This window comes from Priestia sp. AB (assembly GCF_028369225.1).
In the GTDB taxonomy this organism is placed as follows: domain Bacteria; phylum Bacillota; class Bacilli; order Bacillales; family Bacillaceae_H; genus Priestia; species Priestia megaterium.
Genome location: NZ_JAQMYN010000002.1, coordinates 417,606 through 442,059, shown reverse-complemented (window position 1 = coordinate 442,059; position 24,454 = coordinate 417,606). Strand labels below are relative to the sequence as shown.

The following is a 24,454-nucleotide window of genomic DNA, read 5'->3' as shown; positions in this document are numbered from 1 at the left end:
GAAAAACCCTGCAGCCGCAGGGTTTTTTGTTAAATCCAAGTTGTAACTTGATCCAATGGTAAACGGTCGCTAGCGTGTGCTTCTTTAGCCGCTTTTCCAACTGAGATAAGCATAACTGGAATGTATCGATCCTCAATTTTAAATTCTTCTACAAATTTTTGAGCGTTAAATCCGCCCATTGAGCAAGTGTCTAATCCTTTTGCTTTTGCTGCAAGCATGAATGTCATAGATGCAAGAGAAGCATTCGTAAACGCTGCATCGCGGGCGAAAGCACCGTTTTTATAAGCGCCGTTAATTTGTCCTGACAAAATATTTTTTACGTCTTCTGTCATGTGACCTGCTTCGACTAGTGGATTGTACACGTCATCTACATTTTTATTGGCTTCTAAATCACCTAAGACAGCTACTACAGCGCCTGCTTCTGTAATTTGTTTTTGGTTGTAAGCAATTGGAAGTAGACGTTCTTTCGCATCTTGGTCTGTAATAACAACGAAATGCCAGTGCTGTAAGTTCCAAGCTGATGGTGACTTCACTGTTGCTTCTAAAAGTTCCGTTAATTCTTCTTTGGTTAATTTAGCTGAAGAGTCATATTCTCGAATCGATGTACGTTCATTTACCACATCAAAAAAATCTTTTGTCATAATAAAAACCTCCGTTAAAAGTATGTATTTCTTTAGTGAATCGATGCACATTTTATAATGATACACTATTGAAGTCAATTTATATGCTTCTAGTATACCCGCTCTTATGTGCTGTCACTCACAAAAAAATGCATACACTTCTTACCATCGGCTTAGCGTGATTGACGAGATGTAAGATAAGCTTCAATTCGATCACAGGCTTCACGCAGCGTGTTCATGGAATACGCATACGACAGGCGTACATATCCTTCCCCGTGGGAAGAAAAAGCGCTGCCGGGTACTAGTGCAACACCTGCTTCTTTTACTAACTCCAGGGCAAAATCAAATGAATTGCTGTGGAAGTTCTGAATAGAAGGGAAGATATAAAAAGCACCCGTCGGCTTTTCTACGTCAAATCCCATGTTTACTAATCGGTCATACACATAATTCAGCCTTTGTTCGTATTCTTTTTTCATATCCACCGCATCGTTTTTACCTGCTGTCAGTGCCTCGAGTGCAGCTGCTTGAGAGACAGAAGAAGCACAGCTCACGTTGTATTGATGAACTTTTAAAATATGTTTGGCTAAATAAGAAGGAGCAAATAAAAGGCCAATTCGCCAGCCCGTCATAGAATGAGACTTTGATACTCCGTTAATAACAATTGTTTTCTCTCTCATAGAGGAAATGGAGGCAATGGACTGATGTTTTTTATCAAAAACGAGCTCGCTGTATATTTCATCAGATAGTACAAAAATATTTTTATCGCTTAAAAGAGCGGCAATTTCTTCTAATTCTTGCTGTGACAACGTCACGCCTGTAGGGTTAGACGGATAAGGCAAGATGACGCATCTTGTTTTAGATGTCAGATGTTGTTGGATTAAATCCGCTGTTAGTCGAAATCCTGTTGCGGTTGTATCAATATGTACAGGTTTAGCGCCGTTTAACCGGATAAGCGGTTCGTATCCTGGGTAAACAGGTCCAGGTAAAATAACTTCAGAATCTTCTTCTAAAATGGTGCGAAGAGCAATGTCAATTGCTTGACTAGCTCCAATGGTCACAATCACTTCATCCGCTGGGTTATAGTGCAAGGCATATTTTTCTTTGACAAATTGAGCTGCTGCCTCGCGCAGTTCTATTGTTCCAGCATTGTGGGTATAAGAAGTTTGGTTACCATCAATTGCAGATTTTGCCGCTTCTTTTACATGCTGTGGTGTTAAGAAATCAGGTTGTCCAATTGTAAGGGATAAAACATCTTGGTATTGTGAGACCATATTATAAAATGTACGTATTCCTGATAGTTCAATTTCTTTGACACGTTTATTGATTAAGTGCTCCATGGTTTCAAATCCTTCCGCGTATTTTCAACTCATTTTATCACAATGAAAATAGGTAAAAAACCACTATTTGCGCATTTTGCAAATAGTGGTTTTAAGTTAGGCGTTATATAGCTTATTATAAGCAGTTGTTAGTTCATAAAATTGTTCTTCGTCTCTGTTATCTAACGCATCGTCGATAAGAGATTTCAAATGCTGTTTATTAAAGTTTGTACTCATAGTCGTTAAAATACGATCAGCTTCTTTCGCGTAATAGTGTTGGTAAGGTGTGTACTGAGATGAGTGAGGATAGTGATTCATATTTTTGCGATAAGAACTCATAACATAAACCTCCTTTTTTAAAATAAAACGCAGCTTCTATTACTTGAAATGTACCCTTTCTATATAGTTGTTAACCCTGTTTTTAGCTGCGAATGTGCTGAGGTATGTGTTAGGAAATCAGAGGTTCCTCGCTTCACGTTCAATTCTAGATTCAAAATAATAAGCGCATAAAAAGACCTGCATATATATGCAGGTCTTGTATATTAGTCAGTGTGTATTTGGCCTTCACGCCAATAAACGGGGGAAACGTAGCCAAAATCAACTTCATGATCGTCCAATGTTACAACGCAGTGATCAGAGCCTTCTTGTTCTTTAATATCTTGATATACAGCTTCTTCTACGTTTTCAATAATGGTCATTTCATTATCGTCATTAAAAAGAATGACGGAGCCTTTCATATTACGAACACCTTCTTTTAAGATTATTCATTCACTTTGTGTAGTATAAACCGTTTTGGCTGTAGAGTCCACAGCTATCTTCGATTTCTTGTTAAAAATTTGTGAACAGGCTTTTAGGAATGAATAAGAAACCCTCTAAATAGAAGAGTAACCGACTTGTCTATTCTTTCTTGAAGGGTAGCAGAGTCGGGTTGGTTGGTACACCAGTAAAGAAGTGTGCCAAAAAAATTAAGTATAGCAATAGAAGCCATTTCTTCGGCAGGGATATCGACTATAAGTTCACCTCGGTCTTGTCCTGTTTGAAAAACTTTTGTAAAATGAGCACGCATTTTTTCAATTTGAAGAATTTCGGATTGTTGAAAGGAACTGTTGGTAATAGCAATATGAAACCAAGAACGGATTAGGTGAGGGTTCGCTTCTTCGTTTGATTGGGCTAGTAATAAAAACAGTTGTTTAACAATGGCAGCAGTTGATTCTTCTGTTTGAAGGAGCTGTTCTAATTTGTAGGAGATACGGTTTGTAAAATTAATTCCAAGGTAGTGAAGAACTTCTTCTTTTGTTTTGAAGTAATTAAAAAATGTTCCCTTTGCTACACCCGCTTCATGGGTGATTTGAGACACAGTCGTTTTTTGATATCCCTGCTGTTGGAATAAAGAGATAGCGGCTTTTTGGATGCGTTTTTTTGTTTCTTCTTTTTGTAATCCTCTGTTCATAAATTACACCTCGTTCGAATAGGAGTAGTCGTTTGACTCAAGTTCATAAGCTAGTATAGAGAAGTAAAGTAGAGCAATTAAAAAACTGAGCAGAGGATGAGACGAAAGGGATCGACGCTCATGTTTTTATATAGTATATAATATTCTGTTAATTCGTAAAACAATATTTTATGTATATGTTTTAGGGAAAAAGGATAACAAAATAAGAAAATTTTTCTTTACGGATATAAGAGGCGGTCACTATAATGGGAAATATGGACTATTAGATAAGCAGGTGAGATGAGAGGAGTAAGTATATGAATCCAAATAAAGGAATACTGTTGGAAAGTGGTACAAACGAACTGGAAATTGTCGAATTTGAGATAGGAAATGTTTGGTTTGGCATTAATGTAGTAAAAGTTAGAGAGATTATTAATCCCGTATCTATTACACCTGTTCCCAATGCGCATTCTTACATAGAAGGTATTATAGAGCTAAGAGGGGAAGTACTTCCTGTTGTTGACATAGCAAAAGCGTTAAAAATGGAACCTTCAAATACGCCGGAAAAAGATAAGTTAATTGTTACAGAGTTCAATCAGCAAAAAATTGTCTTTCATACCCATGCAGTGACGCAAATTCACCGTATTTCTTGGAAAGAGATTGAGAAGCCTTCAGATTTGTATCAAGGTTTGGAAACGCAGATTACTGGAGTGGTAAAATTAAACGGTCAAATGATTCTGCTGTTAGACTTTGAAAAGCTGATTTCTGACGTGAACCCTGATGCGGGTATTAATCAGTCGAAAATCAAAAAGCTAGGGGCTAGGGAACGCTCTAATAAAAAGATTGTCGTGGCTGAAGACTCACGGCTGCTGCGCCGAATGATTGAAGATACTCTTGCACAAGCAGGTTATGAGAACACGGAATTTTTTGAGAACGGTGAGGAAGCGTGGAATTATCTGAGCTCAGTGATCGATGAAGGTGTGGAAATCAGTGATCAAGTCCAGTTGCTTATTACAGATATAGAAATGCCGCAAATGGATGGGCATCATTTAACTAAAAAAGTGAAAGAAAATCCTCAGCTTTCTATACTTCCAGTCATTATCTTCTCTTCTCTTATCACAGAAGATTTACGTCACAAGGGAAAGATGGTAGGAGCGGAAGGACAAGTAAGTAAGCCGGAAATTGGAGAGCTTGTTGAGTTGATCGATCTCTATATTTTGTAGGATCAAAAAAAGTGCCTGAAAGCAGATTGCTCCACTTCAGGCACTTTTTTAAAAATAACTTTTACCCAGCGGTTTAAACACAGGTGCTTGCCGTTTTCTTGGAGTCGAAACAGGGCTTTTAGCCGGCTGTACGAGATGACCCGTATATTTAGATAATAAGCGCTTCGCATAAGATAATGACATAGTCGTTTTGGGATTTCGATACTGATGGTTTAAATGGCCGAGGTGTGATAACTCTTTGAAGTCTTCTTTCTTTGGAGGCATATGGAAAAAGTAGTCTCCAACTGATACAAGTACATCTGATTTTTGTTGACTTTTACCAGGGTTTGGCGAAAAGTGAAGTCCTTCTTTTTTGGCTTTTCCTTCTAAAATTAGTTGATCTAATGCAATTTTTTTTAACGTATATAACTGCTTAGGATCAGGAGCAGCTTTTGCGTGACGATTTACAGTGAAAATAGCTTGTGCAATCTCAGATACAGACGGGGTCAAAGAGCCTTGTCCATTTGCTTGAGACATACGTTCACTCCCTTTCTATCATATCAGCTGTTCAATCTATAAGGTGAAAGCTGATACGTTCATTATAGCGTGTCTTGTCCCATTTGAAAATAATTACACGAAGAAGTATTTTGGTAATTAATGAAATTTCCTATGTATAGGGTTTGTTTTGTTACGCTTCCTTATACAAGTAAAGTGGAACAGCACGCCATACTTTTTATTTTTTAAAAAATGCTGCTCCCACAGTTAAACCATCATTGATTAGTAAATCCCGAACTATTGAGCCATTCGTCGAGAAGGTCGAATATAAACACCAGTCCCATTTGGCACAATTTGAGCTAGCTCATTTACTTGGGCATTATACATGCGAATGCATCCTTTGGATACGGCTTTTCCAATAGAACTTGGATCATTTGTTCCGTGAATGCCATATGACTTTTTAGACAAGCTTAGCCACATTGTGCCAAAAGGCCCCCCGGGGTTTGGCTCCCGGTTAACGATAACAAAGTCTCCAGTAGGGGTTGCGCTCAGCATTTTTCCTGCTGCAATGGGATAGACTTTTTGTATGATATTATTTCTTCGTAATTCAAGCTGCTTTTCAGCAATAAACACGTGGATCGTGTAAGGAATGAGCTCTTTATCAGGGAGGTTTGGAATGATGATTACTTGCCCAGGCTTCAGCGTACTATGGCTTACAAAAGGATTAGCCATCCACAGATCTTCAACCGGAGTCCGGTAGTCACCTGAAACGCTTTGCCAGGTTTCACCGCGCTTTACTATATATCTCATTAACTTCGCTCCTTTGATATATGACTATGTTGTAACAGTATACGGTTGAAAAAAGTAAAAGTGACTTTTGTGAGCATAAAGTTATTTTGAAAAAGGTGTTGAAATTACATTGACTTATAAACATGGACTGATTGATATAGGTTCAAATACGATACGCCTTGTTATTTATGAATACAAAAAAGGCAGAGGATTTAAGCAAATTGAAAACGTGAAAGTAGCTGCACGGCTTCGAAATTATTTAAGTAAAGAAGGAGTGTTAACGGCTAAAGGAATATATACCTTGCTTGATACGCTTAAAACGTTTGGAGTTATTATCAAGCATCAGCAGCTGCCGCACGTTACCTGTGTGGCCACAGCTACCATCCGTCAAGCGGCTAATGCAAAAGAAGTTCTAGAGCTTGTAAAAAAAGAAACGGGCTTTTCTATTCAACTATTGTCTGAATATGAAGAAGCGTATTACGGCTTTGTTGCCGTTATTCATTCCACTTCGATCGAAGAAGCCATTACAATTGACATTGGTGGGGGAAGTACGGAAGTTACGTATTTTCGCAATCGAGAGTTAGTGCAGTACCACAGCTTTCCGTTCGGTGCCTTATCTCTGCGTCTGCAGTTCGTCAAAGGCAATATTCCCACTGCAGAAGAAAAAGTAAAAATCCGCGATTTCGTGATCCGGTATTTCCATACTGTCCCGTGGCTTTTAAATCGCCAAGTTCCGATTGTAGCAATTGGAGGAAGTGCAAGAAGTATGGTGCAAGTGCATCAAGGTTTTATCCACTATCCTCTCGCCGGGCTGCATCAATATGAAATGAATTTAGCTGATATATTGCATGTGAAATCTGCTATAGGCTCATTGTCTTATCACAATCTTCAAAAGCTAGACCGCTTGTCAAAAGATCGTGCGGATACAATTTTGCCAGCGATTGAAGTATTTCAATCATTATATGAAACAGTCAACGCGACTCGCTTCGTCTTAAGCCGCAAAGGCTTAAGAGAAGGGGTGTTATTTAAGGAAGCGTCTGATGCTAATATCCAGCCAATGTACCCCGATGTCATACAGCAAAGTTTTCAAGAAATAATGGAAGAGTTTGAAGTAAATAAAGATTATGTCAAACAGCTTACCCGCACAGCTATTATGATGTTTCAGCATCTTAAGGAGCAGGGACCGGTTGATTTAAAAGAGGATGACTTAGCGCTTCTTATAAAAGCTGCGCAAGTGTATGATATAGGAGAGTATATTGATGCGGAATCAAGCAGCCAGCATACGTTTTATGTGCTTGCTAATCGTACAATCGATGGAATTTCACATAGAGAACGTTTAAAGCTGGCACTTGTTTCTTCATATAAAGGGAAGTCTTCTTTTAGGCAATATGTTGCTCCTTTTAAAAAGTGGTTAACAAAAGAAGAACAAAAAAAAGTCCAGCTGCTCGGTGCGGTTTTAAAAATAGCTGACGGTTTACATGCAACAAAGCGAAATGTTATTCAACATATTGACATGAAAAGCGATGAAAACACAGTTACGATTAAACTATTATGTACAAAAACCTTTCATCCTGAACAATATCAGGCTGAAAAACAGAAAAAGCATCTAGAAAAAGTAGTGAAAAAAAATATTGTTCTTGAATTTGCTAAGCTTTAGAATAACGCTGAATCGGTTAGAATATTCAGTATAGCTAACTAGATTAAATCCATTATCCTGGAAGGTGAGGCTAATGTTAGAAAGTAATCGCACTTATAAGCAAACCATACAAGTGGCTGATTCAGCTTATTACAATAATCGTGAATTGAGCTGGCTGGCTTTTAACAAGCGGGTGCTGGAAGAAGCAGTAGATACGAAAAACCCTTTGCTTGAGCGGTTTAAATTTCTAGGAATTTTCAGTTCGAATTTGGATGAGTTTTTTATGATTCGGGTAGCCGGATTAAAAGACCAAGTGAAAGCTGGATTTAGCAAACCTGAAAACAAAGCAGGCTTAACTCCTAAACAGCAGCTATTTTCTATCTCCAAACAAAACCACGATCTAGTCAAGCAGCAGTATGATACGTATATTCATACACTTCTTCCCGAATTACAGAAATACGGCGTGGAAATTATTGCGGTTGAAAAGCTGGAGAAATCAAATCTAGATAAGCTTGAACAGTATTTTGACGAGCAAATCTTTCCCGTATTAACTCCTATGGCTATTGATACCTACCGGCCGTTTCCTATGTTGATGAATAAAAGCTTGAACTTAGCAGTCGTCCTTTCAGAAAATTTAAATGATGAGCAGCAAATTGCTGAAATAAAAGGAAGGCTAGCTATCGTTCAAGTACCTTCGATGCTAACGCGCTACATTGAAATAGCCACATCAGATTCTACCCGTCTATTTGTATTGCTAGAGGATGTGATTGCCTATTTTATTAAGAAGTTGTTTAAGGGATATCGCGTTTCTTCCGTTTCTCAATTTCGAATTACCCGCAACGCAGATATGACTATTCACGAAGAAGACGCTCAAGATTTACTAAAAGAAATTGAAGAAGAATTACAGAAGCGAAAATGGGGAGCGGCTGTTCGTCTTGAGATTAAGAGTCCATATGATCAGGGTGTACTAGCGTATTTAAAGTCAGTACTTGAAATTGACGATGAAGATGTGTATGAGATCGAAGGACAGCTGGATTTAACCAGTTTATTTTCGTTTTATAGATTACTTAAATCTACGCATGAAGAGTTGGCTGAAATCGCCTTTATTCCTAAGCTTACAACAGAGTTACACCCGGATCAAAATATTTTCGATCAAATGATTCAAAGAGATATTTTGCTTCACCATCCTTATGAATCGTTTAAGCCGGTACTAGATTTTGTTAACGGTGCAGCAGACGATGAACATGTGCTTGCTATTAAGCAAACGTTATACAGGGTAAGCGGAGATTCTCCCGTTATTAAAGCATTAAAACGAGCGGCTGCAAAAGGTAAACAAGTGACGGTACTAGTTGAACTAAAAGCGAGGTTTGATGAAGAGAATAATGTGCAATGGGCTAAAGAGCTAGAGCGGGCAGGGTGCCACGTGATATATGGAATGACGCATTTAAAAACGCATGGTAAAATTACGCTCGTGGTGAGAAGAGAAGGAGAGCATATTAAACGGTTTGTTCATCTTGGGACTGGGAATTACAACGATGCCACAGCAAAGATCTATACGGATATAAGTCTTTTTACTGTCAACCGAAACATCGGGATAGATGCGGCCAATTTTTTTAATTACTTAAGTGGCTATACGCAAAAACCAGTGTATCATCATTTATCCGTTGCACCATTTGATATAAGAAATGATTTTTTGCATCTCATTGATCAGGAAATCCATTATCATAGACGGTATGGCAATGGAAGAATCATTGGGAAAATGAACTCATTGACGGATAAAATTTTAATTATGAAGCTATATGAAGCTTCTATAGCTGGTGTGACAATCGAACTCATTGTTAGAGGAGCGTGCTGCTTGCGCCCTCAAATTCAAGGCGTTAGCGAGAATATAAGAGTAAGAAGCATTGTCGGACGATTTTTAGAGCATAGCCGAATCTATTATTTTCATCATAATAAACAGGAAAAGTTTTTCTTTTCATCTGCAGATATGATGACAAGAAATATGGTGAAACGAGTAGAAATTTTATTTCCTATCTTGGATACACATTTGAAAAAAAAAGTGTGGAAGTGGCTTGAAGTTATGCTTGCTGATAATGTAAAAGCACGAGAACAAGACCAAGAAGGGAATTATCATTACGTCATAAAAAAAGACCATGAGCTCTCTATTAATAGTCAAGAGATTTTTTGTCAATATGCTCTTTGCGACGATCAAGAATAACATAAAAAAAGCCGAGTGCTCGGCTTTTTAGTCATGTTATTATCTAGGAATGGGACCAACAGGACCGTATCCAGGTCCGTAGTATGTGTTATAAACAGGAGCACCGCCTCCATAGCCGGCACCAGGGTAGCCTCCTCCAGGAAATCCACCGCCGTAAAACGGAACTGGATAAGGATAAGGTGGTGGACAGCACCCAGGTCTGCCTCCAAAACCGCCAACAGCTAGTCCGCCAAGCAGCCCACCAGCTAAGCCAGCAACAAAAGGAAATCCAAAAAAGCGCTCGTCACCATTTGGAATATTACGATATCCTGTATAGGGATATTGATAGTACATATTTTAACCTCCTTGTCAGTTGTCTTTGTAGTGTATGGCTGAACGGAAGTTTTTGAGCCTGGTTTATTTCTTTAAGACTAGAATTAGGCGGTCATGATCAGCTAAAAAAAGACAATCAACATAAAAACGCCCTGTAAGGGCGTTTTTATGTTGATTGCAGGGTGAAAAGTGTAATTTCAGGCGTAGCTAAAAAACGAAAAGGAATGCGAGTGGTTCCTAAGCCTCTATTCACATAAAGCTTCATTTTAGAATCTCCAACTTCGTACATTCCTTCAGGGTAAACCGTCCCAAAGGGCGGTGTAATCAAAGGACCGTAAAAAGGAATTTGAATTTGGCCTCCATGACTATGGCCGGAGAGCTGAAGATCTACTGGAAAAGGAGCTGCTTTGACAGCAACGTCAGGTTCATGAATCATAGCAATAGAAAAAATATCCGGCTGTAATTGTCCTAGCGTTCCTTCATATTGTGGATTCCCAAGCATAATATCATCGAGTCCACAAATATGAATGTAGCTTTTATCAGGCATGAATACCGTGTCAACTTCATTTACTAAAAGTCTAAATCCTGCGTCTTCAATGGCTTGTTTATAGATATTTGTTCCATATCCTCCGTGATCATGGTTACCATATATGGCATATTTTCCAAGAGGAGCCTGAAGCCTCTGTAAAATCGGGGGAATTCTTTCTGGATGCGGGTATTCATTAGGTACATCCATTAAATCTCCGGTAAATAATATAATAGTAGGCTTCAAATTATTTATGGTCACCATAAGCTGTTCTAGTTGTAATAAATCATAAGAGAGTCCAAGATGAATATCACTAAATTGTAAAATTTTTATTCCGTTAAAGCTTTTCGGAATATTTTTAGAAGTAATTGTATGACGAACAATTTGCAGACGTCTAGGCTCAATATATTTGGCATATGTATACCCAAAAGACGTGGTGAGCAAAGACCCTAACGAAATAGACGCTAGTCCTTTCAAAAAAGATCGTCTTGTATACGTCTTTTTCATGCAAAATCAACCTATTCCTTATAGTTTTCAAGTTTTTATTATAGCATTGTTTTTTTTATCATCACAACGAGAAGTCTGCTTTTAAGTTAAATAGATAAAAGTTTCACTTTATTCAGAAAAAATAGTAAAATGATAGTTGTAAAACACTTATGTTTTGGGGAGGAATATAAATTGAAGAACAAGGTCGTAATTGTTACTGGCGGTTCAAGTGGCATGGGAAAACATATGGCGAAGCGATTTGCAGAACAAGGTGCTCATGTGGTAATTACAGGTAGGTCAGCCGATCGATTACAAGAGACAGAAAATGAAATTAAAACGTTTGATGGACAGGTACTTTCAGTGGTGATGGATGTACGCAATCCAGAAGATGTGGAGCGAATGGTTCAAGAAACGGACAAGGCATTTGGCCAAATTGATTTTTTAGTTAACAATGCTGCAGGCAATTTTATATGTGCAGCTGAAGACTTATCCATTAACGGATGGAACAGCGTAATTAATATCGTATTAAATGGTACATTTTATTGCAGTTCCGCAGTAGGGAAATATTGGATCAATAAAGGCGCAAAAGGGGCCATTACAAACATTGTAGCTACATATGCCTGGAACGCAGGAGCAGGTGTTATTCATTCAGCTTGTGCCAAGTCAGGAGTTTTAACCATGACGCGCACGCTCGCAGTAGAGTGGGGGAAGAAATATGGTATACGAGTAAATGCGATTGCACCGGGGCCGATCGAGCGAACAGGAGGAGCCGATAAATTATTTGAGTCAGAAAAAATGAAAGCGCGTACATTGAATTCTGTACCATTAGGACGCCTTGGAACTCCTGAGGAAATAGCAGGATTAGCTAGTTTCTTATTCTCCGATGAAGCGTCTTATATCAATGGGGAATGCATTACAATGGACGGGGGACAGTGGCTAAATCAGCATCCTTTTTAAGTTTGGATACGCACTAAAAAGTACAAAGCAATCCGAGAAGGACTAGCAAAATTATGCTATTCGTATTATACTAACGTAAAGTGAACAAGGAGAGGGGAGAGTTGAGTGGACCCGTTAGATGTATTAACAAACATAGAGAAAACTCTTCCGTATTATCAAGCAATTTTTAGTGCAGATGGACATAGAGTAATTGGCTATGAAGTGTTGGCGAGGTTTCAAAATGAAGGGGAAATTGAAAGTCTCGGCCCATTCTTTCATGATGATGCGATTCCGGATGAATATCGCATAGAAGTTGATTATGCTGTTTTAACACAAGCGCTCGAGCATATGTTGACCCAGGAAGAACAATTTTTAATTTTTATTAATCAGAACCCTAATTTATTAATGAACGATCATGGAGAATCCTTGCTGGAATTATTGCAACTTTTCGAAAATAAAGGATTATCGCTTGATCGAATTGTTCTCGAAATTACAGAACACAATTTTAGTGGAGATTTGGAATCACTTCAACACTTACTAAAGTATTATCAAACATATGGTATTAAGATTGCAATTGATAATATAGGAAAAGAAAGTAGTAATCTAGACAGGATTGGGTTGCTTTCACCAGATATCTTAAAAGTAGATTTACATATTCTGAGACAAACGGACATGGCGCAGTCGTATCAAGACGTATTGTATTCTTTATCTCTGTTAGCAAGAAAAATGGGTGCTACGCTTCTATACGAAGATATAGAAGCCTCCTATCAGCTGCAATATGCATGGAGAAACGGAGGCAGGTATTTTCAAGGTTATTATTTACATAAGCCGGCTGCTGAACTTGTCGATCCGAACATCTTAAAGGATAAACTAAAGGAACGTTTTGAAATGTATATCGCTCACGAAAAGAAAAAGCTGCTTGCTGTTTACCAGCTGACAGAACGCTTTCAAGATAAAATGCAGCAGGTAATGACAAAGTGCAGAAAGTTAGAAACGTATGACGATATGCTGCCTGTTATTGCAGAAGAACTATCCAACGTGTGTTTTCGCCTTTACATCTGCGATGAAAATGGATTTCAAAAGTCTTCTAACTATGTAAAGAAAAACGAGGATTGGATTCTTGAACCTGAATATGTAAAGAAAAATTGGAGCTGGCGCCCATATTTTCTTGAGAATATTATTCGAATGAGCTATGAAAAAAAAGGCATATTATCAGATTTGTATAATGATATTGAAACAGGTGAGAATATCCGGACTTTTTCGTATCCAATTGATAATATGCACTATATATTCCTTGATATTTCATATTCTTTTTTATACGAAAGAGACGTTTTGTAGAGAATAAATAAGTTGAAGTTAAACCGGCAACCAGTAAAAGTGGTTGCCGGTTTTTTATGTTTTTTTAGAGGAGAACGACAGTCGGTTATAGGGATATGCATAGGCAGAGAAAATTTCGGAATTCTAATAAAAAAGAAGTTAAGGAGCTGATTTAATTTGAAGAAAATATGCTTACTTGTCTTTTTGCTGATTGTCTTGTACTCAGGAAAATCTGTTCATGCAGAAGTATCAGGAGAGATTAGGCATGAAATCTTTATAAATTTGCAGGACGCTTATCAGGCTCAGCTAAGAGCTGCGTCTGCTCATACTAATCAAGACGCTGTTCGTGAGCTGAAATTGTTTTTAGATGATGAGTATGCATCTGTGTTTTTTAATGAGGCTCTCTTACAAAAAGCTCAAGGGTATGTCGGAGAGGGACCTGAATATTTAACACACTACATCCCTTTCTTTTCTTTCGATGAACAAACGAAGGTAGCTCTTCATTCCGGCCAAAACAAAGCTTATGTCTATCAATTTTTTCCGGCTGTGCATAATGAACGGGTAAAATACCAAGATCATTACGAAATGATCACGTTAGTAAAAAAACAGGGGAAATGGAAAGTGCAAAAGTTTATATATAGTAAGTAACACTCAAAATAGCTGAGGAAAGCTTATTTTGAGTGTTTCTGTTACCCGATGTTAAGAAGCTTCTCAAGCGCTTGAAGGTCAAATCCTCTGATAATTTCCTGGTCAATACGAATGGTCGGAGTGGAATAAGACTCTAACTCAGTAGTCATTCGTTTTCGAGCAGAAGCATCTTTAGATACGTCAAATTCTTTATAGGAAACGTGATGATGCTGTAAAAACTGTTTAACAATTTCGCAAGGTGGGCAAGCTGGTTGTGTGTACAACTCTATAGATCTCAATGAAAGCACCTCCCTATATTAAAATGAATGGTGTTAAAGTAGAATGAAGTTTTGTATGATACATAGTATATCGCTATGTTATTATAATAAAAAACGACATATATCGCTATAATAAGGCATTTTCTTATGAAAAATCACGTAAAGTACTTGTGTTTTTTTAGTATGTGGCATATAGTGAAATGGTGTCTTTTAAGTATTAGTTTAGATAACGTATTTATTTGAATTGATATTGTAGAAAAGTCGAATGCGTAATGATGTAATAGGTGAAAGGAGAGATTATATGTCACAATTACAAGGTATTTTAACTCGTCTTGTGAATCTCCGTGAGCAAGCAAGTGGAAGTGAAGCGCCACAACGCTTCTTCGAAGTAGAGGGAAAAAGAATTTGCAGCGTGAAATATCATGCAAAAACTGAAACATACGAACTTGAAGTATATCAAGATGGTGAAAAGCCAGCCGTTTATCAATTTGATAACGTTGATATGATTGCAATTGAAATTTTTGAACTTATTCATTAAGGGATAAAGCAAAACGAATGCCGCAAAGGATTTTATACTTTGCGGTATTTTTTTGTTACTGCGTATGGAGTTTTTGCGGTGGCTTCTGCCCTATTTTCCCGAGAAATATCGACAAAGTGATAGCGGATTTTCTGATAAATAGAAGGAACGGGTCGAATGCTGTAAAAAAATCAAAATAAAAAATTCAGATAATTATGAACTTTCGTTGACACTTGTTTTAAAAAAATCTAGACTTAACATATAAGGGAGAACATCGAGTGTGTCTGCTTCTATTCCCTCTTAAAGGTTCGCATTTACGTAAGCAAGCTATTTTCATTTTGTAGTTTGTTCTTTTTCTCTTTACACACGTGGAAGTTATGAGAAATGGAAGGAGAATGTATAAATGATTGATATTGATCACAATCAGTTAAATCAAATTGAACTTCGAGATTTGCTTGTCACTTCTGATAAAGTTGCTCATGTTCAAGTGGGAAATAATTTAGAACATGCTTTGCTTGTGTTAACAAAGACTGGCTATACGTCCATTCCCGTATTAAATCCAAGGTTTCAGCTGCAGGGGTTCGTGAGTATGACGCTTATTTTAGATTCGATTTTAGGATTAAAGCGCATTGAATTTGAACGATTAGAAACCATGAAAGTAGAAGAAGTTATGAATCAAAATGTTCCTCGTGTCTCCATGAAAAAATCCGTATTAAAAGTCATAAATGCCATGATTAATCATCCTTTTTTGTGCGTAGAAAATGAAGATGGCATTTTTGAAGGGATTTTAACACGAAGAAATTTGTTAAAGTCATTAAGAAAGCAGTCCATCATTCTCCCGAAAGAGTTATTTCAATAATTTTTTTAAGAAATCGTGTTTCAGCCTATCTTTCTCCGTTTTTTTCTTATATGATAAAGGTAAAATGAAAGTAAAAAGAGGCTTGAAAGGAATAACTGAATGCAATTAATAGAATGTCGAATGCTCGTTGTATTAGCTCAAGAATTAAATATGAGAAAAGCTGCAGAGAGATTATTTGTATCGCAACCAGCTTTATCACAGAGGCTGCAAACCATTGAAAAAGCATGGGATACACAAATCTTCATTCGTTCGCAAAAAGGACTGTCATTAACGCCTGCTGGAGAAAAGATTGTTCAATTTGCAAAAGAAGTGGTAGAAAAAGAAGATCGGGTTCGTGAGGACTTGCATCATTTAGATAATGAGGTATATGGTACACTCAAATTAGCGGTGGCTTCGATTATTGGACAGCACTGGCTGCCGGCGGTGTTAAAACGCTATATGGATCGTTACCCACATGCTAAAATCTCTCTTGTAACCGGATGGAGCAGTGAAATGCTTCGCTATCTGTACGAAGATGAGGTACATATTGGAATCATACGCGGAAATCCGGATTGGAAAGGTGTCAAAGAACATTTGTTTACAGATCCTCTTTACCTAGTTGATTCAGAAATTGAAAGGGCAGCGGAAGTAGTAAATACTCATCGACCATTTATTCAATTTAAAAGTGACTCAACGTATTATCAAGAAATTTTAGAATGGTGGCATCGAGAGTTTCATACTACACCGAAGCGTACGATTGTAGTGGATCAGATTGAGACGTGTAAGCAAATGGCTTTAAATGGTCTTGGCTTCGCTATTTTACCATCGATTGCTATTAAAGAAGCAGGAAGCCATATTCACCGGACGCCGCTTCTGAAAGCAAATGGAGAGCCAATTACGCGAGACACTTCTTTAGTTGGATATGAATCAGCGTTTAAGCTGAAGCAAGTTCGAGCATTTGTTGATATTGTACGTGAATATGTAAGAGAAACGGTCTAAAGCGAGCCTAGATGCTCGCTTTTTTTATTTGCAATCGTTATCTTTTTATTAAAACGATAATGATGCTTGTCATTGTGAAAGCATTTTGTTACATTAAATGAGACATTGCTTACTTAGGAGGAATACATAATGAAAATGATGGATGCTAATGAGATTATCTCATTTATTCAAAACAGTACAAAATCAACACCGGTAAAAGTTTACGTAAAAGGTGAAGTAGAAGGAATTGACTTTGGTTCATCTTCTAAAACATTCGTAACGGGCAACACAGGTGTAGTATTTGGTGAATGGAAAGAAATCAAAGCTGCTATTGAAGCAAACGAAGGAAAAATTGAAGACTACGTAATTGAAAATGATCGCCGCAACTCTGCGATTCCTTTATTAGATATGAAAGGAATTAAAGCTCGTATTGAGCCAGGCGCTATTATTCGCGATCAAGTTGAAATCGGCGACAACGCTGTTATTATGATGGGTGCATCTATTAACATCGGCTCTGTGATCGGTGAAGGAACAATGATCGACATGAACGTAGTACTTGGTGGTCGTGCAACAGTAGGTAAAAACTGTCACATCGGCGCAGGTTCTGTATTAGCTGGTGTTATTGAGCCACCTTCTGCAAAACCAGTTGTAGTAGAAGATGATGTAGTAATCGGTGCTAATGCTGTTGTTCTTGAAGGTGTAACAGTAGGCAAAGGTGCCGTAGTTGCTGCAGGCGCAATTGTGGTAGAAGATGTAGCTCCTTACACAGTAGTAGCAGGTACGCCGGCTCGCGTTATTAAAGAAATTGACGAAAAAACAAAGTCTAAAACAGAAATCAAGCAAGAATTGCGTCAATTAAACGAAGAATAAGAAAAACGATCAGTTTGCGCTTTTTCTTTGCTGAATTAATAGGTTTTAGCGATTGGGATACTGAATCCTTGAACGTATCATATGGACAAGTTGGAAGCGTGGGCAACCACGCTTTCTTCTTTATTTCGTGAGGAGGACATACACATGGCTGAAAATGAATTTGTGAAAATAAGAAGAGAGCTACATAAAATTCCTGAATTAGGGTTTCAAGAGGTGAAAACACAGCGTTTTTTGCTTGATTATATTAACACTCTTCCGCAAGAGCGCTTAGAAGTAAAGACGTGGAAAACAGGACTCTTTGTTAAAGTACATGGTACAAATCCAACTAAAACAATAGGCTATCGAGCAGATATTGACGGGCTTCCTATCACGGAAGAAACGAATTATTCTTTTCAATCACAGCATGAAGGACTCATGCATGCCTGCGGACATGATATGCATATGGCCATTGGGCTAGGCGTACTCACTTACTTTGCTCAGCATGAAATCAAGGATAATGTACTGTTTATCTTTCAACCTGCAGAAGAAGGTCCAGGAGGAGCAAAGCCAATGCTCCAAAGCGACATCATGAAAGAATGGCTTCCAGATTTCATCTTCGCCCTTCACGTAGCGCCTGAATATCCGGTTGGGTCAATTGCGCTGAAGGAAGGGTTACTATTTGCTAACACGTCTGAGCTATTTATTGATTTAAAAGGAAAAGGCGGCCATGCTGCTTATCCACATACAACAAATGATATGGTAGTTGCTGCATGTCAGCTCGTTTCACAACTTCAAACTATTGTTGCTCGCAACGTTGATCCGCTAGACAGCGCTGTAATTACAGTAGGAAAAATTCAAGGCGGGACGGTTCAAAATATTATTGCGGAGCGAGCTCGCATAGAAGGAACCATTCGCACGCTATCCCCTGAATCAATGACGCGTGTTAAAGAACGAATTGAAGCGATTGTTAAAGGAGTAGAAGTAGGATACCAGTGTGAAACAGCCATTGATTATGGCTGTATGTATCATCAAGTATATAATCACCATAAAGTCACGCGAGAGTTCATGGAATTCGCCAAAGAGCAAACAGACGTGGATGTCATTGAGTGCAAAGAAGCAATGACAGGAGAAGATTTTGGCTATATGCTAAAAGATATTCCTGGATTTATGTTTTGGCTTGGCGTTCAGTCTGAATATGGGCTTCATCATGCAAAGCTGCAGCCTCATGAAGGCGCAATAGATATTGCGATTTCACTTATTACAAAATATTTTGAACATAAAGGCAATCAATAAATCGTATAATCATTTTTCCTTATGGCTAAATTAATACCATGAGGAGGTGGGCAACGATGGCACGAATTGGTGTAGAATACGGTTTAACAGATGTACAGGCTGCACTTCAGCAGCTCGGACACGAAGTGGTACAATTACGCAACGAAAGTGATGCACAAGGGTGCGATTGCTGTGTTGTAACAGGACAGGATTCAAACGTAATGGGGATTTCTGATGCAGTAACGCAAGGCTCAGTTATTACAGCTAGCGGATTAACAGCAGAAGAAATTTGTCAGCAAGTAGGCAACAAGGTACAAGGATAAAAGAAAGCCGAAGGAATAAATCCTTCGGCTATTTTTTATGCATGCTGAGGCTGCTTGGCATCTTCAGGCTGCTTTTTATCAATATTTACTTGATGAGGGAACGGAATATCAATACCGTTTGCGTCAAACGCTTCTTTAAATTCTTTACGAAGCTGACGTTCAATCCCCCACTGTTCACCGTTTTTAGCTTTGCCAACTACACGAAGCACAACGTCTGATGCGCCTAGACCTTGAACTCCTATCACGTTTGGTCCTTCTACAATGTTTTCATTTGTTGCAGCAACGCGCTCGCATACTTTTTCTAGTACGGAAATAGCTTTGTCAATATCATCATCATACGAAATGCCAATATCAATTAACGCGCGCATATTGCCTCGGGAATGATTGCTTAAGCTTGTAATTTCGCGGTTAGGCACATAGTGCAGAGTTCCATCAAATCCGCGAATTTGAGTAGTACGAAGACCTACTGATTCGACAATTCCTGAAAAACTTCCGGTTGTTACATAGTCGTCAACATCAAGCTGTTTTTCAAGAAGTAAAAAGAAACCTGTTACAACGTCGCTAACCAGTCCTTGAGCACCGAACCCGATTGCTAGACCCACAACTCCGGCACCAGCTAATAGAGCCGTGGCATGGATATTTACTGCTTCAAGCAGCATAACGACAAAAATAAAAATAAGTACATATGAAAACACATTAACGGTTAAACTTTTGAGTGTGAGCATACGTCCGCGCGTAGCATTTTCGCGCTCACTCATTTTTTCAAAGGAACGTTCAATAACTTTTTTACCAATTGCTCGTACAAGTAAAAATACAATGGTAATGGCAATGAGTTTTAACACAATTACTCCAGCATTGGTAAGAAGCTGTTCCCAGTTGATGTCTTGCATCTTAAACATTAGTTGTTCATCCTTCCTATGTTCTGTTTCAATATTAATAAGTGGGAATTTATTCTGTGGAAAAGATTTTGTAAGAGTATGAGCACATTTGTTTATTCCCGATATTAGACATGCTAAACTGAGAAGGTAAATAAATGCAACCCTTTTATAGCATTTTTTTGCTGAAGTCAGGGTTTAATTTGCTCTAAAGGCGGGCATAACAACTATGTTGCCATTATAAGATGTTGTTTAAATTCATTCTTAATTAATATTGACTAAAAAAACAATATCCATTATAATGAAAACCGTTATAACAGTACATAAGTGAGAATGTTTTATACATTTTCTCATTTAATAATTATTTGGAGGGATCATGTATGCCAGAACGTATGGTAGGTAAACAAGCTCCACGCTTTGAAATGGAAGCTGTATTATCAAACAAAGAATTCGGTAAAGTTAGCTTAGAAGAAAATATTAAAAATGACAAATGGACAGTATTATTCTTCTATCCAATGGACTTTACATTTGTATGTCCAACAGAAATCACTGCACTTTCTGACCGTTATGATGAGTTTGAAGATCTTGACGCAGAAGTAATCGGTGTTTCTACAGACACAATCCATACACACTTAGCTTGGATCAACACTGATCGTAAAGATAATGGTTTAGGTGATCTTAAATATCCATTAGCAGCTGATACAAATCACGTTGTTTCTCGTGAGTACGGCGTTTTAATTGAAGAAGAAGGTGTAGCACTTCGCGGTTTATACATCATCAGCCCAGAAGGCGAATTACAATATTCAGTTGTAAACCACAACAATATTGGCCGTGACGTTGATGAAACTTTACGTGTTCTTCAAGCGTTACAAACTGGCGGACTTTGCCCAGCTAACTGGAAACCAGGTCAAGCTACTTTAAACGCGTAAGCACAACGTTTAAAAGGTCTAACGTCCACGTTAGGCCTTTTTTTCATCGGATAATAAAGAACATATAGTCAATAATAGTGAAAATAAGGGAGGCTTTTATTCATGAAATTACGTCAGCCAATGCCTGATTTAACGGGCGCTACAGAATGGTTAAACGGAGAGGTTACAAAAGAGCAGCTAATCGGCGAAAAGCCAACGCTTATTCATTTTTGGTCAGTAAGCTGTCATTTATGTAAAGAAGCAATGCCTCAGGTAAATGAATTTCGCGACCAATACAAAGATCAATTAAACGTAGTAGCAGTTCATATGCCGCGCTCTGAAGATGATTTAGACTTATCAAAAATTAAAGAAGTAGCAGCAGAACATGATATTACGCAGCCAATTTTTGTAGACAGTGAGCATAAATTAACGGATGCATTTGAAAATCAATATGTACCGGCATATTATGTATTTGACAAAACAGGTCAACTACGCCACTTCCAAGCTGGTGGAAGCGGTATGAAAATGCTTGAAAAGCGCGTGAATCGTGTATTAGGCGAGAACGAATAAACACAGGCAGTTGTAACAGGTGAAAAGCATTCGATGCTTAGTAGAACTTGCATCGAATGTTTTTCTTTTTTGTGTGTAGGAAGTAACTGATAAAGGAAATATAAAAATGTGGATTTTTTCTTGTGAGTTTACACCATACTAACACTAACAACATGATACGAAACTTACTATTGGAGGTAATTTACATATGAAATTAGGTATGATTGGCTTAGGAAAAATGGGAGCGAACTTAGTATTGAATTTACTAGATCATAACCATTCTGTGGTAGCATTCGATGTAAACAACGAAGCTGTACAGAAAGTAGCAGAAAAGGGAGCAGAAGGCGCTTCTTCCATTAAAGAATTAGTGAGCAAATTAGAGAAACCACGCATTGCTTGGGTAATGGTTCCAGCTGGGGAGCTCACAGAAAAAGTAATTTCTGAGCTCCAAGAACTACTTGAAGAAGGAGATATGATTATTGAAGGCGGTAATTCCAAGTATAAAGATTCAGTACGACGTGCTGCAGCTTCTGCTGAAAAAGGAATTCACTACTTTGATGTTGGAACAAGCGGCGGAATGGAAGGTGCCCGAAACGGCGCTTGTATGATGATTGGGGGAGATAAAGAAGCATTTGCTACAATCGAACCTATTTTCCGCGACATCAACGTAGAAAACGGCTATCTCTATTCAGGTGCAGCAGGAAGCGGCCACTTCTTGAAAATGGTTCATAACGGAATTGAGTACGGCATGATGCAAGCAATTGCTGAAGGTTTTGATGTGTTAGAGAAAAGTGAATTTGACTATGACTATGAAGCTGTAGCCCGCGTATGGAATAATGGCTCTGTTATTCGCTCATGGTTAATCGAATTAATGGAACGTGCATTTTCAAAAGATGCAAAACTGGACAGTATTAAAGGAGTTATGCATTCTTCCGGTGAAGGAAAATGGACGGTTGAATCCGCTCTAGATTTACAAGTGCCAACGCCAGTTATTGCTCTATCGTTAATGATGCGCTATCGCTCACTTGAAGACGATACGTTTACAGGTAAAGTAGTTGCCGCTCTTCGCAATGAGTTCGGCGGACACGCAGTAGAAAAACAATAAAAAAGAGGCTGGAACAAACGTATTTTAGACGAATTGAAAAACGAACCATTGATCAACATGTTTGATTAGTGGTTCGTTTTTTTGTTATGGTGGATAGTTTCGTCTGTGTAGATCTTTCTAGCAGTTCAACTCATGTATTCCATTTGTTCGTCTTTAGATTGAATTCATTTAGTTATATCCGAGCCTCTTTTTTATGACTATTTACCTTTTTTGAAAAATTATCTAAAAATTATGGTAATTTATTTCGGAAACCGATATATTTAAATATGTGTGCCGCATTTTAGCTAAAGGAAGGACGGGGTATATGGAAACGTTTAAAAAACTAAAAGATTTTTATTTGCCGTACCGAATGTACTTTTTTTATTCTGCTATTTGCTTGTTGTTTGTAACCTCCATCACTGTGATTTACCCTATTGTGCTGCAATATACGATTGATCATATTGTGTTAGGAAAACAATATCAGCTAGTCGATAATGTAGCATTTATTTTTATTGGGCTAATGATTGTCAAAGGAATCTTTACATATATTCAGCAATATTACGGCGACTTATTTGGAATTAAGTCCGTGTATACTCTTCGCAATAAACTTTACCGCAAACTTCAGTATTTACCGTTTTCTTACTATGACAATGCTAAAACAGGGGACTTGATGTCCAGGTTGACAGCTGATGTAGAAGGATTTCGTTTTTTTCTATCTTTTGGATTCTCAGAATTAATTCGCTTCGTTATTTTACTTACTGCCAGCTTTTCCGTTATGTTCTATTACTCTATTTCACTCACTCTCGTCACAATCTGCCTGCTGCCTTTTTTGGGGGTAGCTGTTTATCGCTTTGATAAGCGCGTTCATCCAGCGTTTCGCTTAATTCGCCAATCGTTTGGGGAACTTAATACAAATGTTCAAGAAAATATAAGCGGCATACAAACGGTCAAGTCATTATCAAGAGAAAAATTTCAAACATCTAAATTTAACGAGTCCAATGGAGTTTATAAAAATCGAAACATTGAAACCGCGAATGTGTGGGCAACTTATTTCCCCTTAATGGAGTTTATAGGAAACTTATCTATTGTTGGTCTCCTTGCGTACGGAGGAGCGCTTGTTATGAACGGAAGCGTACGTCCGGGAGAGCTTGTTGCTTTCTTTAGCTTAACCTCTTATTTAATGTGGCCTATTATGAATCTAGGGTTTGTTATCAATATGTTTTCACAGTCTAAAGCTTCAGGTGAAAGGCTGCTAGAAATTTTAGAAGAAGAAGAAAAAGTCCATGAGCATGCCGGAAGTTTCTCTATTAATGGAACGGTCGAGTTTCAACATGTTAGCTTATCCTATCCAAACGAAGAAAAAAAGTCGCTTGAGAACATATCTTTTTCTGCTTCTAAAGGAAAAGTAGTAGGTTTAATCGGAGCAACTGGAGCCGGCAAAACAAGCTTAACCCAGCTGCTCACGAGGTTTTACGAACCGACTTCAGGACAAATCTTAGTTAACCATCGTCCGATTAAAGAGTATCCGCTTCCTGTTCTTCGAAAAGAAATTGGCTTTGTACTTCAAGAAACCTTTTTGTTCTCAAGCAGTATAGGAACCAACATTTCCTATGGCGTGCCGGGTATTTCTAGAGAAGACATTATTGATGCTGCAAAACGAGCGCAGGCGCATGACTTTATTATGGAGCTTCCGGATGGGTATGACACGATGCTGGGAGAGAGAGGACTGGGGTTATCAGGCGGACAAAAGCAGCGCATTGCAATTGCACGAGCGCTTATCTTAAACCCTAGCATCTTAGTATTAGATGATGCCACGAGTGCTGTTGATATGAAAACAGAAAGAGAAATTCAATTGGCTTTAAAAGAAGTGATGAAAAATCGTACTACGTTTATTATCGCACACCGCCTTTCTTCTTTGCGACATGCCGATGAAATCTTAGTCTTGCATGAAGGTCAAATAAAAGAGAGAGGAAGCCATAAAACGCTCATTCAAAAGGAAGGGATTTATAAAAATATTTATGACATTCAATATGAAAGCAATACGTCAGTGATGAACGTATAACAAGGGAGGAAT

The 24,454-nt window shown here is 38.1% G+C and carries 27 protein-coding genes; 16 read left to right on the top strand and 11 right to left on the bottom strand.

The window, feature by feature from the left end:
* Positions 1–29 precede the first annotated feature (29 nt).
* The 5 genes from POF52_RS08490 to POF52_RS08470 all read right to left on the bottom strand — a co-directional run bounded on the left by POF52_RS08490 (position 30) and on the right by POF52_RS08470 (position 3,386).
* A complete protein-coding gene (locus POF52_RS08490) occupies positions 30–641 on the bottom strand; it encodes a nitroreductase family protein (RefSeq protein WP_016763416.1) in 612 nt (203 codons plus the stop codon).
* A 152-nt stretch (positions 642–793) separates the two neighbouring features.
* On the bottom strand, positions 794–1,957 hold the full coding sequence (locus POF52_RS08485) for an aminotransferase A (RefSeq protein ID WP_013082267.1): 1,164 nt from the start codon (positions 1,955–1,957) through the stop codon (positions 794–796).
* 96 nt (positions 1,958–2,053) lie between these two features.
* Positions 2,054–2,275 carry an IDEAL domain-containing protein gene (locus POF52_RS08480; protein ID WP_013082268.1) on the bottom strand — a complete coding sequence of 74 codons (222 nt, stop codon included), beginning with the start codon at positions 2,273–2,275 and terminating at the stop codon, positions 2,054–2,056.
* A 203-nt stretch (positions 2,276–2,478) separates the two neighbouring features.
* Positions 2,479–2,673 (bottom strand): hypothetical protein, encoded by a 195-nt coding sequence (locus tag POF52_RS08475; RefSeq protein WP_013056022.1) that lies wholly within the window; start codon positions 2,671–2,673, stop codon positions 2,479–2,481.
* A 113-nt stretch (positions 2,674–2,786) separates the two neighbouring features.
* Positions 2,787–3,386, bottom strand: coding sequence for a TetR/AcrR family transcriptional regulator (locus tag POF52_RS08470; protein WP_013082269.1), 600 nt, complete (start codon positions 3,384–3,386; stop codon positions 2,787–2,789).
* 296 nt (positions 3,387–3,682) lie between these two features.
* Between POF52_RS08470 and POF52_RS08465 the strand changes: the two genes are divergently transcribed.
* Entirely contained in the window at positions 3,683–4,588 is a 906-nt protein-coding gene (locus tag POF52_RS08465) for a chemotaxis protein (RefSeq protein WP_271991862.1), read from the top strand.
* 48 nt (positions 4,589–4,636) lie between these two features.
* On the opposite strand, the gene POF52_RS08460 is transcribed toward POF52_RS08465, so the two are convergent.
* Entirely contained in the window at positions 4,637–5,104 is a 468-nt protein-coding gene (locus POF52_RS08460) for a YkyB family protein (protein ID WP_013056025.1), read from the bottom strand.
* Positions 5,105–5,359: 255 nt separating this feature from the next.
* Positions 5,360–5,872: a L,D-transpeptidase family protein gene (locus POF52_RS08455; RefSeq protein ID WP_016763420.1), complete on the bottom strand. Its 513-nt coding sequence runs from the start codon at positions 5,870–5,872 to the stop codon at positions 5,360–5,362.
* A gap of 109 nt (positions 5,873–5,981) precedes the next feature.
* On the opposite strand from POF52_RS08455, the gene POF52_RS08450 reads away from it, so the two are divergent.
* Together POF52_RS08450 and POF52_RS08445 are read left to right on the top strand one after the other, a co-directional pair.
* Positions 5,982–7,508, top strand: coding sequence for a Ppx/GppA family phosphatase (locus POF52_RS08450; RefSeq protein WP_271991854.1), 1,527 nt, complete (start codon positions 5,982–5,984; stop codon positions 7,506–7,508).
* A 73-nt stretch (positions 7,509–7,581) separates the two neighbouring features.
* On the top strand, positions 7,582–9,705 hold the full coding sequence (locus tag POF52_RS08445; protein WP_176583883.1) for an RNA degradosome polyphosphate kinase: 2,124 nt from the start codon (positions 7,582–7,584) through the stop codon (positions 9,703–9,705).
* Between the two features lie 39 nt (positions 9,706–9,744).
* On the opposite strand, the gene POF52_RS08440 is transcribed toward POF52_RS08445, so the two are convergent.
* Both POF52_RS08440 and POF52_RS08435 read right to left on the bottom strand, forming a co-directional pair.
* Complete coding sequence (locus POF52_RS08440) at positions 9,745–10,038, bottom strand: hypothetical protein (protein ID WP_013082274.1); 294 nt, start codon at positions 10,036–10,038, stop codon at positions 9,745–9,747.
* A 145-nt stretch (positions 10,039–10,183) separates the two neighbouring features.
* Positions 10,184–11,050, bottom strand: coding sequence for a metallophosphoesterase (locus POF52_RS08435; protein ID WP_016763423.1), 867 nt, complete (start codon positions 11,048–11,050; stop codon positions 10,184–10,186).
* A 171-nt stretch (positions 11,051–11,221) separates the two neighbouring features.
* Here POF52_RS08435 and fadH point away from each other — a divergent pair, with 171 nt between their 5' ends.
* The 3 genes from fadH (at position 11,222) to POF52_RS08420 (ending at position 13,930) form a co-directional block, all read left to right on the top strand.
* Positions 11,222–11,986 (top strand): 2,4-dienoyl-CoA reductase, encoded by a 765-nt coding sequence (fadH, locus tag POF52_RS08430; RefSeq protein WP_074894348.1) that lies wholly within the window; start codon positions 11,222–11,224, stop codon positions 11,984–11,986.
* A 105-nt stretch (positions 11,987–12,091) separates the two neighbouring features.
* Complete coding sequence (locus tag POF52_RS08425; RefSeq protein WP_013056032.1) at positions 12,092–13,303, top strand: EAL domain-containing protein; 1,212 nt, start codon at positions 12,092–12,094, stop codon at positions 13,301–13,303.
* 156 nt (positions 13,304–13,459) lie between these two features.
* Positions 13,460–13,930, top strand: coding sequence for a DUF3993 domain-containing protein (locus POF52_RS08420; protein ID WP_271991843.1), 471 nt, complete (start codon positions 13,460–13,462; stop codon positions 13,928–13,930).
* Positions 13,931–13,971: 41 nt separating this feature from the next.
* Here POF52_RS08420 and POF52_RS08415 read toward each other — a convergent pair whose 3' ends face one another.
* Positions 13,972–14,208 carry a glutaredoxin domain-containing protein gene (locus POF52_RS08415; protein WP_013082278.1) on the bottom strand — a complete coding sequence of 79 codons (237 nt, stop codon included), beginning with the start codon at positions 14,206–14,208 and terminating at the stop codon, positions 13,972–13,974.
* A gap of 280 nt (positions 14,209–14,488) precedes the next feature.
* Between POF52_RS08415 and POF52_RS08410 the strand changes: the two genes are divergently transcribed.
* The 6 genes from POF52_RS08410 (at position 14,489) to POF52_RS08385 (ending at position 18,964) form a co-directional block, all read left to right on the top strand.
* Positions 14,489–14,725 carry a YkuJ family protein gene (locus POF52_RS08410; protein ID WP_013056035.1) on the top strand — a complete coding sequence of 79 codons (237 nt, stop codon included), beginning with the start codon at positions 14,489–14,491 and terminating at the stop codon, positions 14,723–14,725.
* Between the two features lie 382 nt (positions 14,726–15,107).
* The gene (gene cbpB, locus POF52_RS08405; protein ID WP_271991840.1) at positions 15,108–15,563 is read left to right on the top strand and encodes a cyclic-di-AMP-binding protein CbpB; all 456 of its coding nucleotides are present in this window, start codon (positions 15,108–15,110) and stop codon (positions 15,561–15,563) included.
* A 99-nt stretch (positions 15,564–15,662) separates the two neighbouring features.
* Complete coding sequence (locus POF52_RS08400; RefSeq protein ID WP_013056037.1) at positions 15,663–16,541, top strand: LysR family transcriptional regulator; 879 nt, start codon at positions 15,663–15,665, stop codon at positions 16,539–16,541.
* 129 nt (positions 16,542–16,670) lie between these two features.
* The gene (gene dapD, locus POF52_RS08395) at positions 16,671–17,390 is read left to right on the top strand and encodes a 2,3,4,5-tetrahydropyridine-2,6-dicarboxylate N-acetyltransferase (RefSeq protein ID WP_013082280.1); all 720 of its coding nucleotides are present in this window, start codon (positions 16,671–16,673) and stop codon (positions 17,388–17,390) included.
* A gap of 144 nt (positions 17,391–17,534) precedes the next feature.
* A complete protein-coding gene (locus POF52_RS08390; protein WP_271991835.1) occupies positions 17,535–18,662 on the top strand; it encodes an N-acetyldiaminopimelate deacetylase in 1,128 nt (375 codons plus the stop codon).
* A gap of 56 nt (positions 18,663–18,718) precedes the next feature.
* Complete coding sequence (locus POF52_RS08385; RefSeq protein ID WP_013056040.1) at positions 18,719–18,964, top strand: YkuS family protein; 246 nt, start codon at positions 18,719–18,721, stop codon at positions 18,962–18,964.
* A gap of 35 nt (positions 18,965–18,999) precedes the next feature.
* Here POF52_RS08385 and POF52_RS08380 read toward each other — a convergent pair whose 3' ends face one another.
* Positions 19,000–19,863 carry a mechanosensitive ion channel family protein gene (locus POF52_RS08380; protein WP_013082282.1) on the bottom strand — a complete coding sequence of 288 codons (864 nt, stop codon included), beginning with the start codon at positions 19,861–19,863 and terminating at the stop codon, positions 19,000–19,002.
* Between the two features lie 356 nt (positions 19,864–20,219).
* Between POF52_RS08380 and POF52_RS08375 the strand changes: the two genes are divergently transcribed.
* From POF52_RS08375 to POF52_RS08360, 4 genes are all read left to right on the top strand, one after another.
* Positions 20,220–20,768: a peroxiredoxin gene (locus POF52_RS08375; protein WP_013082283.1), complete on the top strand. Its 549-nt coding sequence runs from the start codon at positions 20,220–20,222 to the stop codon at positions 20,766–20,768.
* Positions 20,769–20,870: 102 nt separating this feature from the next.
* On the top strand, positions 20,871–21,317 hold the full coding sequence (locus POF52_RS08370; RefSeq protein WP_271991829.1) for a TlpA family protein disulfide reductase: 447 nt from the start codon (positions 20,871–20,873) through the stop codon (positions 21,315–21,317).
* Positions 21,318–21,504: 187 nt separating this feature from the next.
* The gene (gnd, locus tag POF52_RS08365) at positions 21,505–22,401 is read left to right on the top strand and encodes a phosphogluconate dehydrogenase (NAD(+)-dependent, decarboxylating) (protein ID WP_013056044.1); all 897 of its coding nucleotides are present in this window, start codon (positions 21,505–21,507) and stop codon (positions 22,399–22,401) included.
* A 304-nt stretch (positions 22,402–22,705) separates the two neighbouring features.
* The gene (locus POF52_RS08360) at positions 22,706–24,442 is read left to right on the top strand and encodes an ABC transporter ATP-binding protein (RefSeq protein ID WP_016763431.1); all 1,737 of its coding nucleotides are present in this window, start codon (positions 22,706–22,708) and stop codon (positions 24,440–24,442) included.
* Positions 24,443–24,454 lie beyond the last annotated feature (12 nt).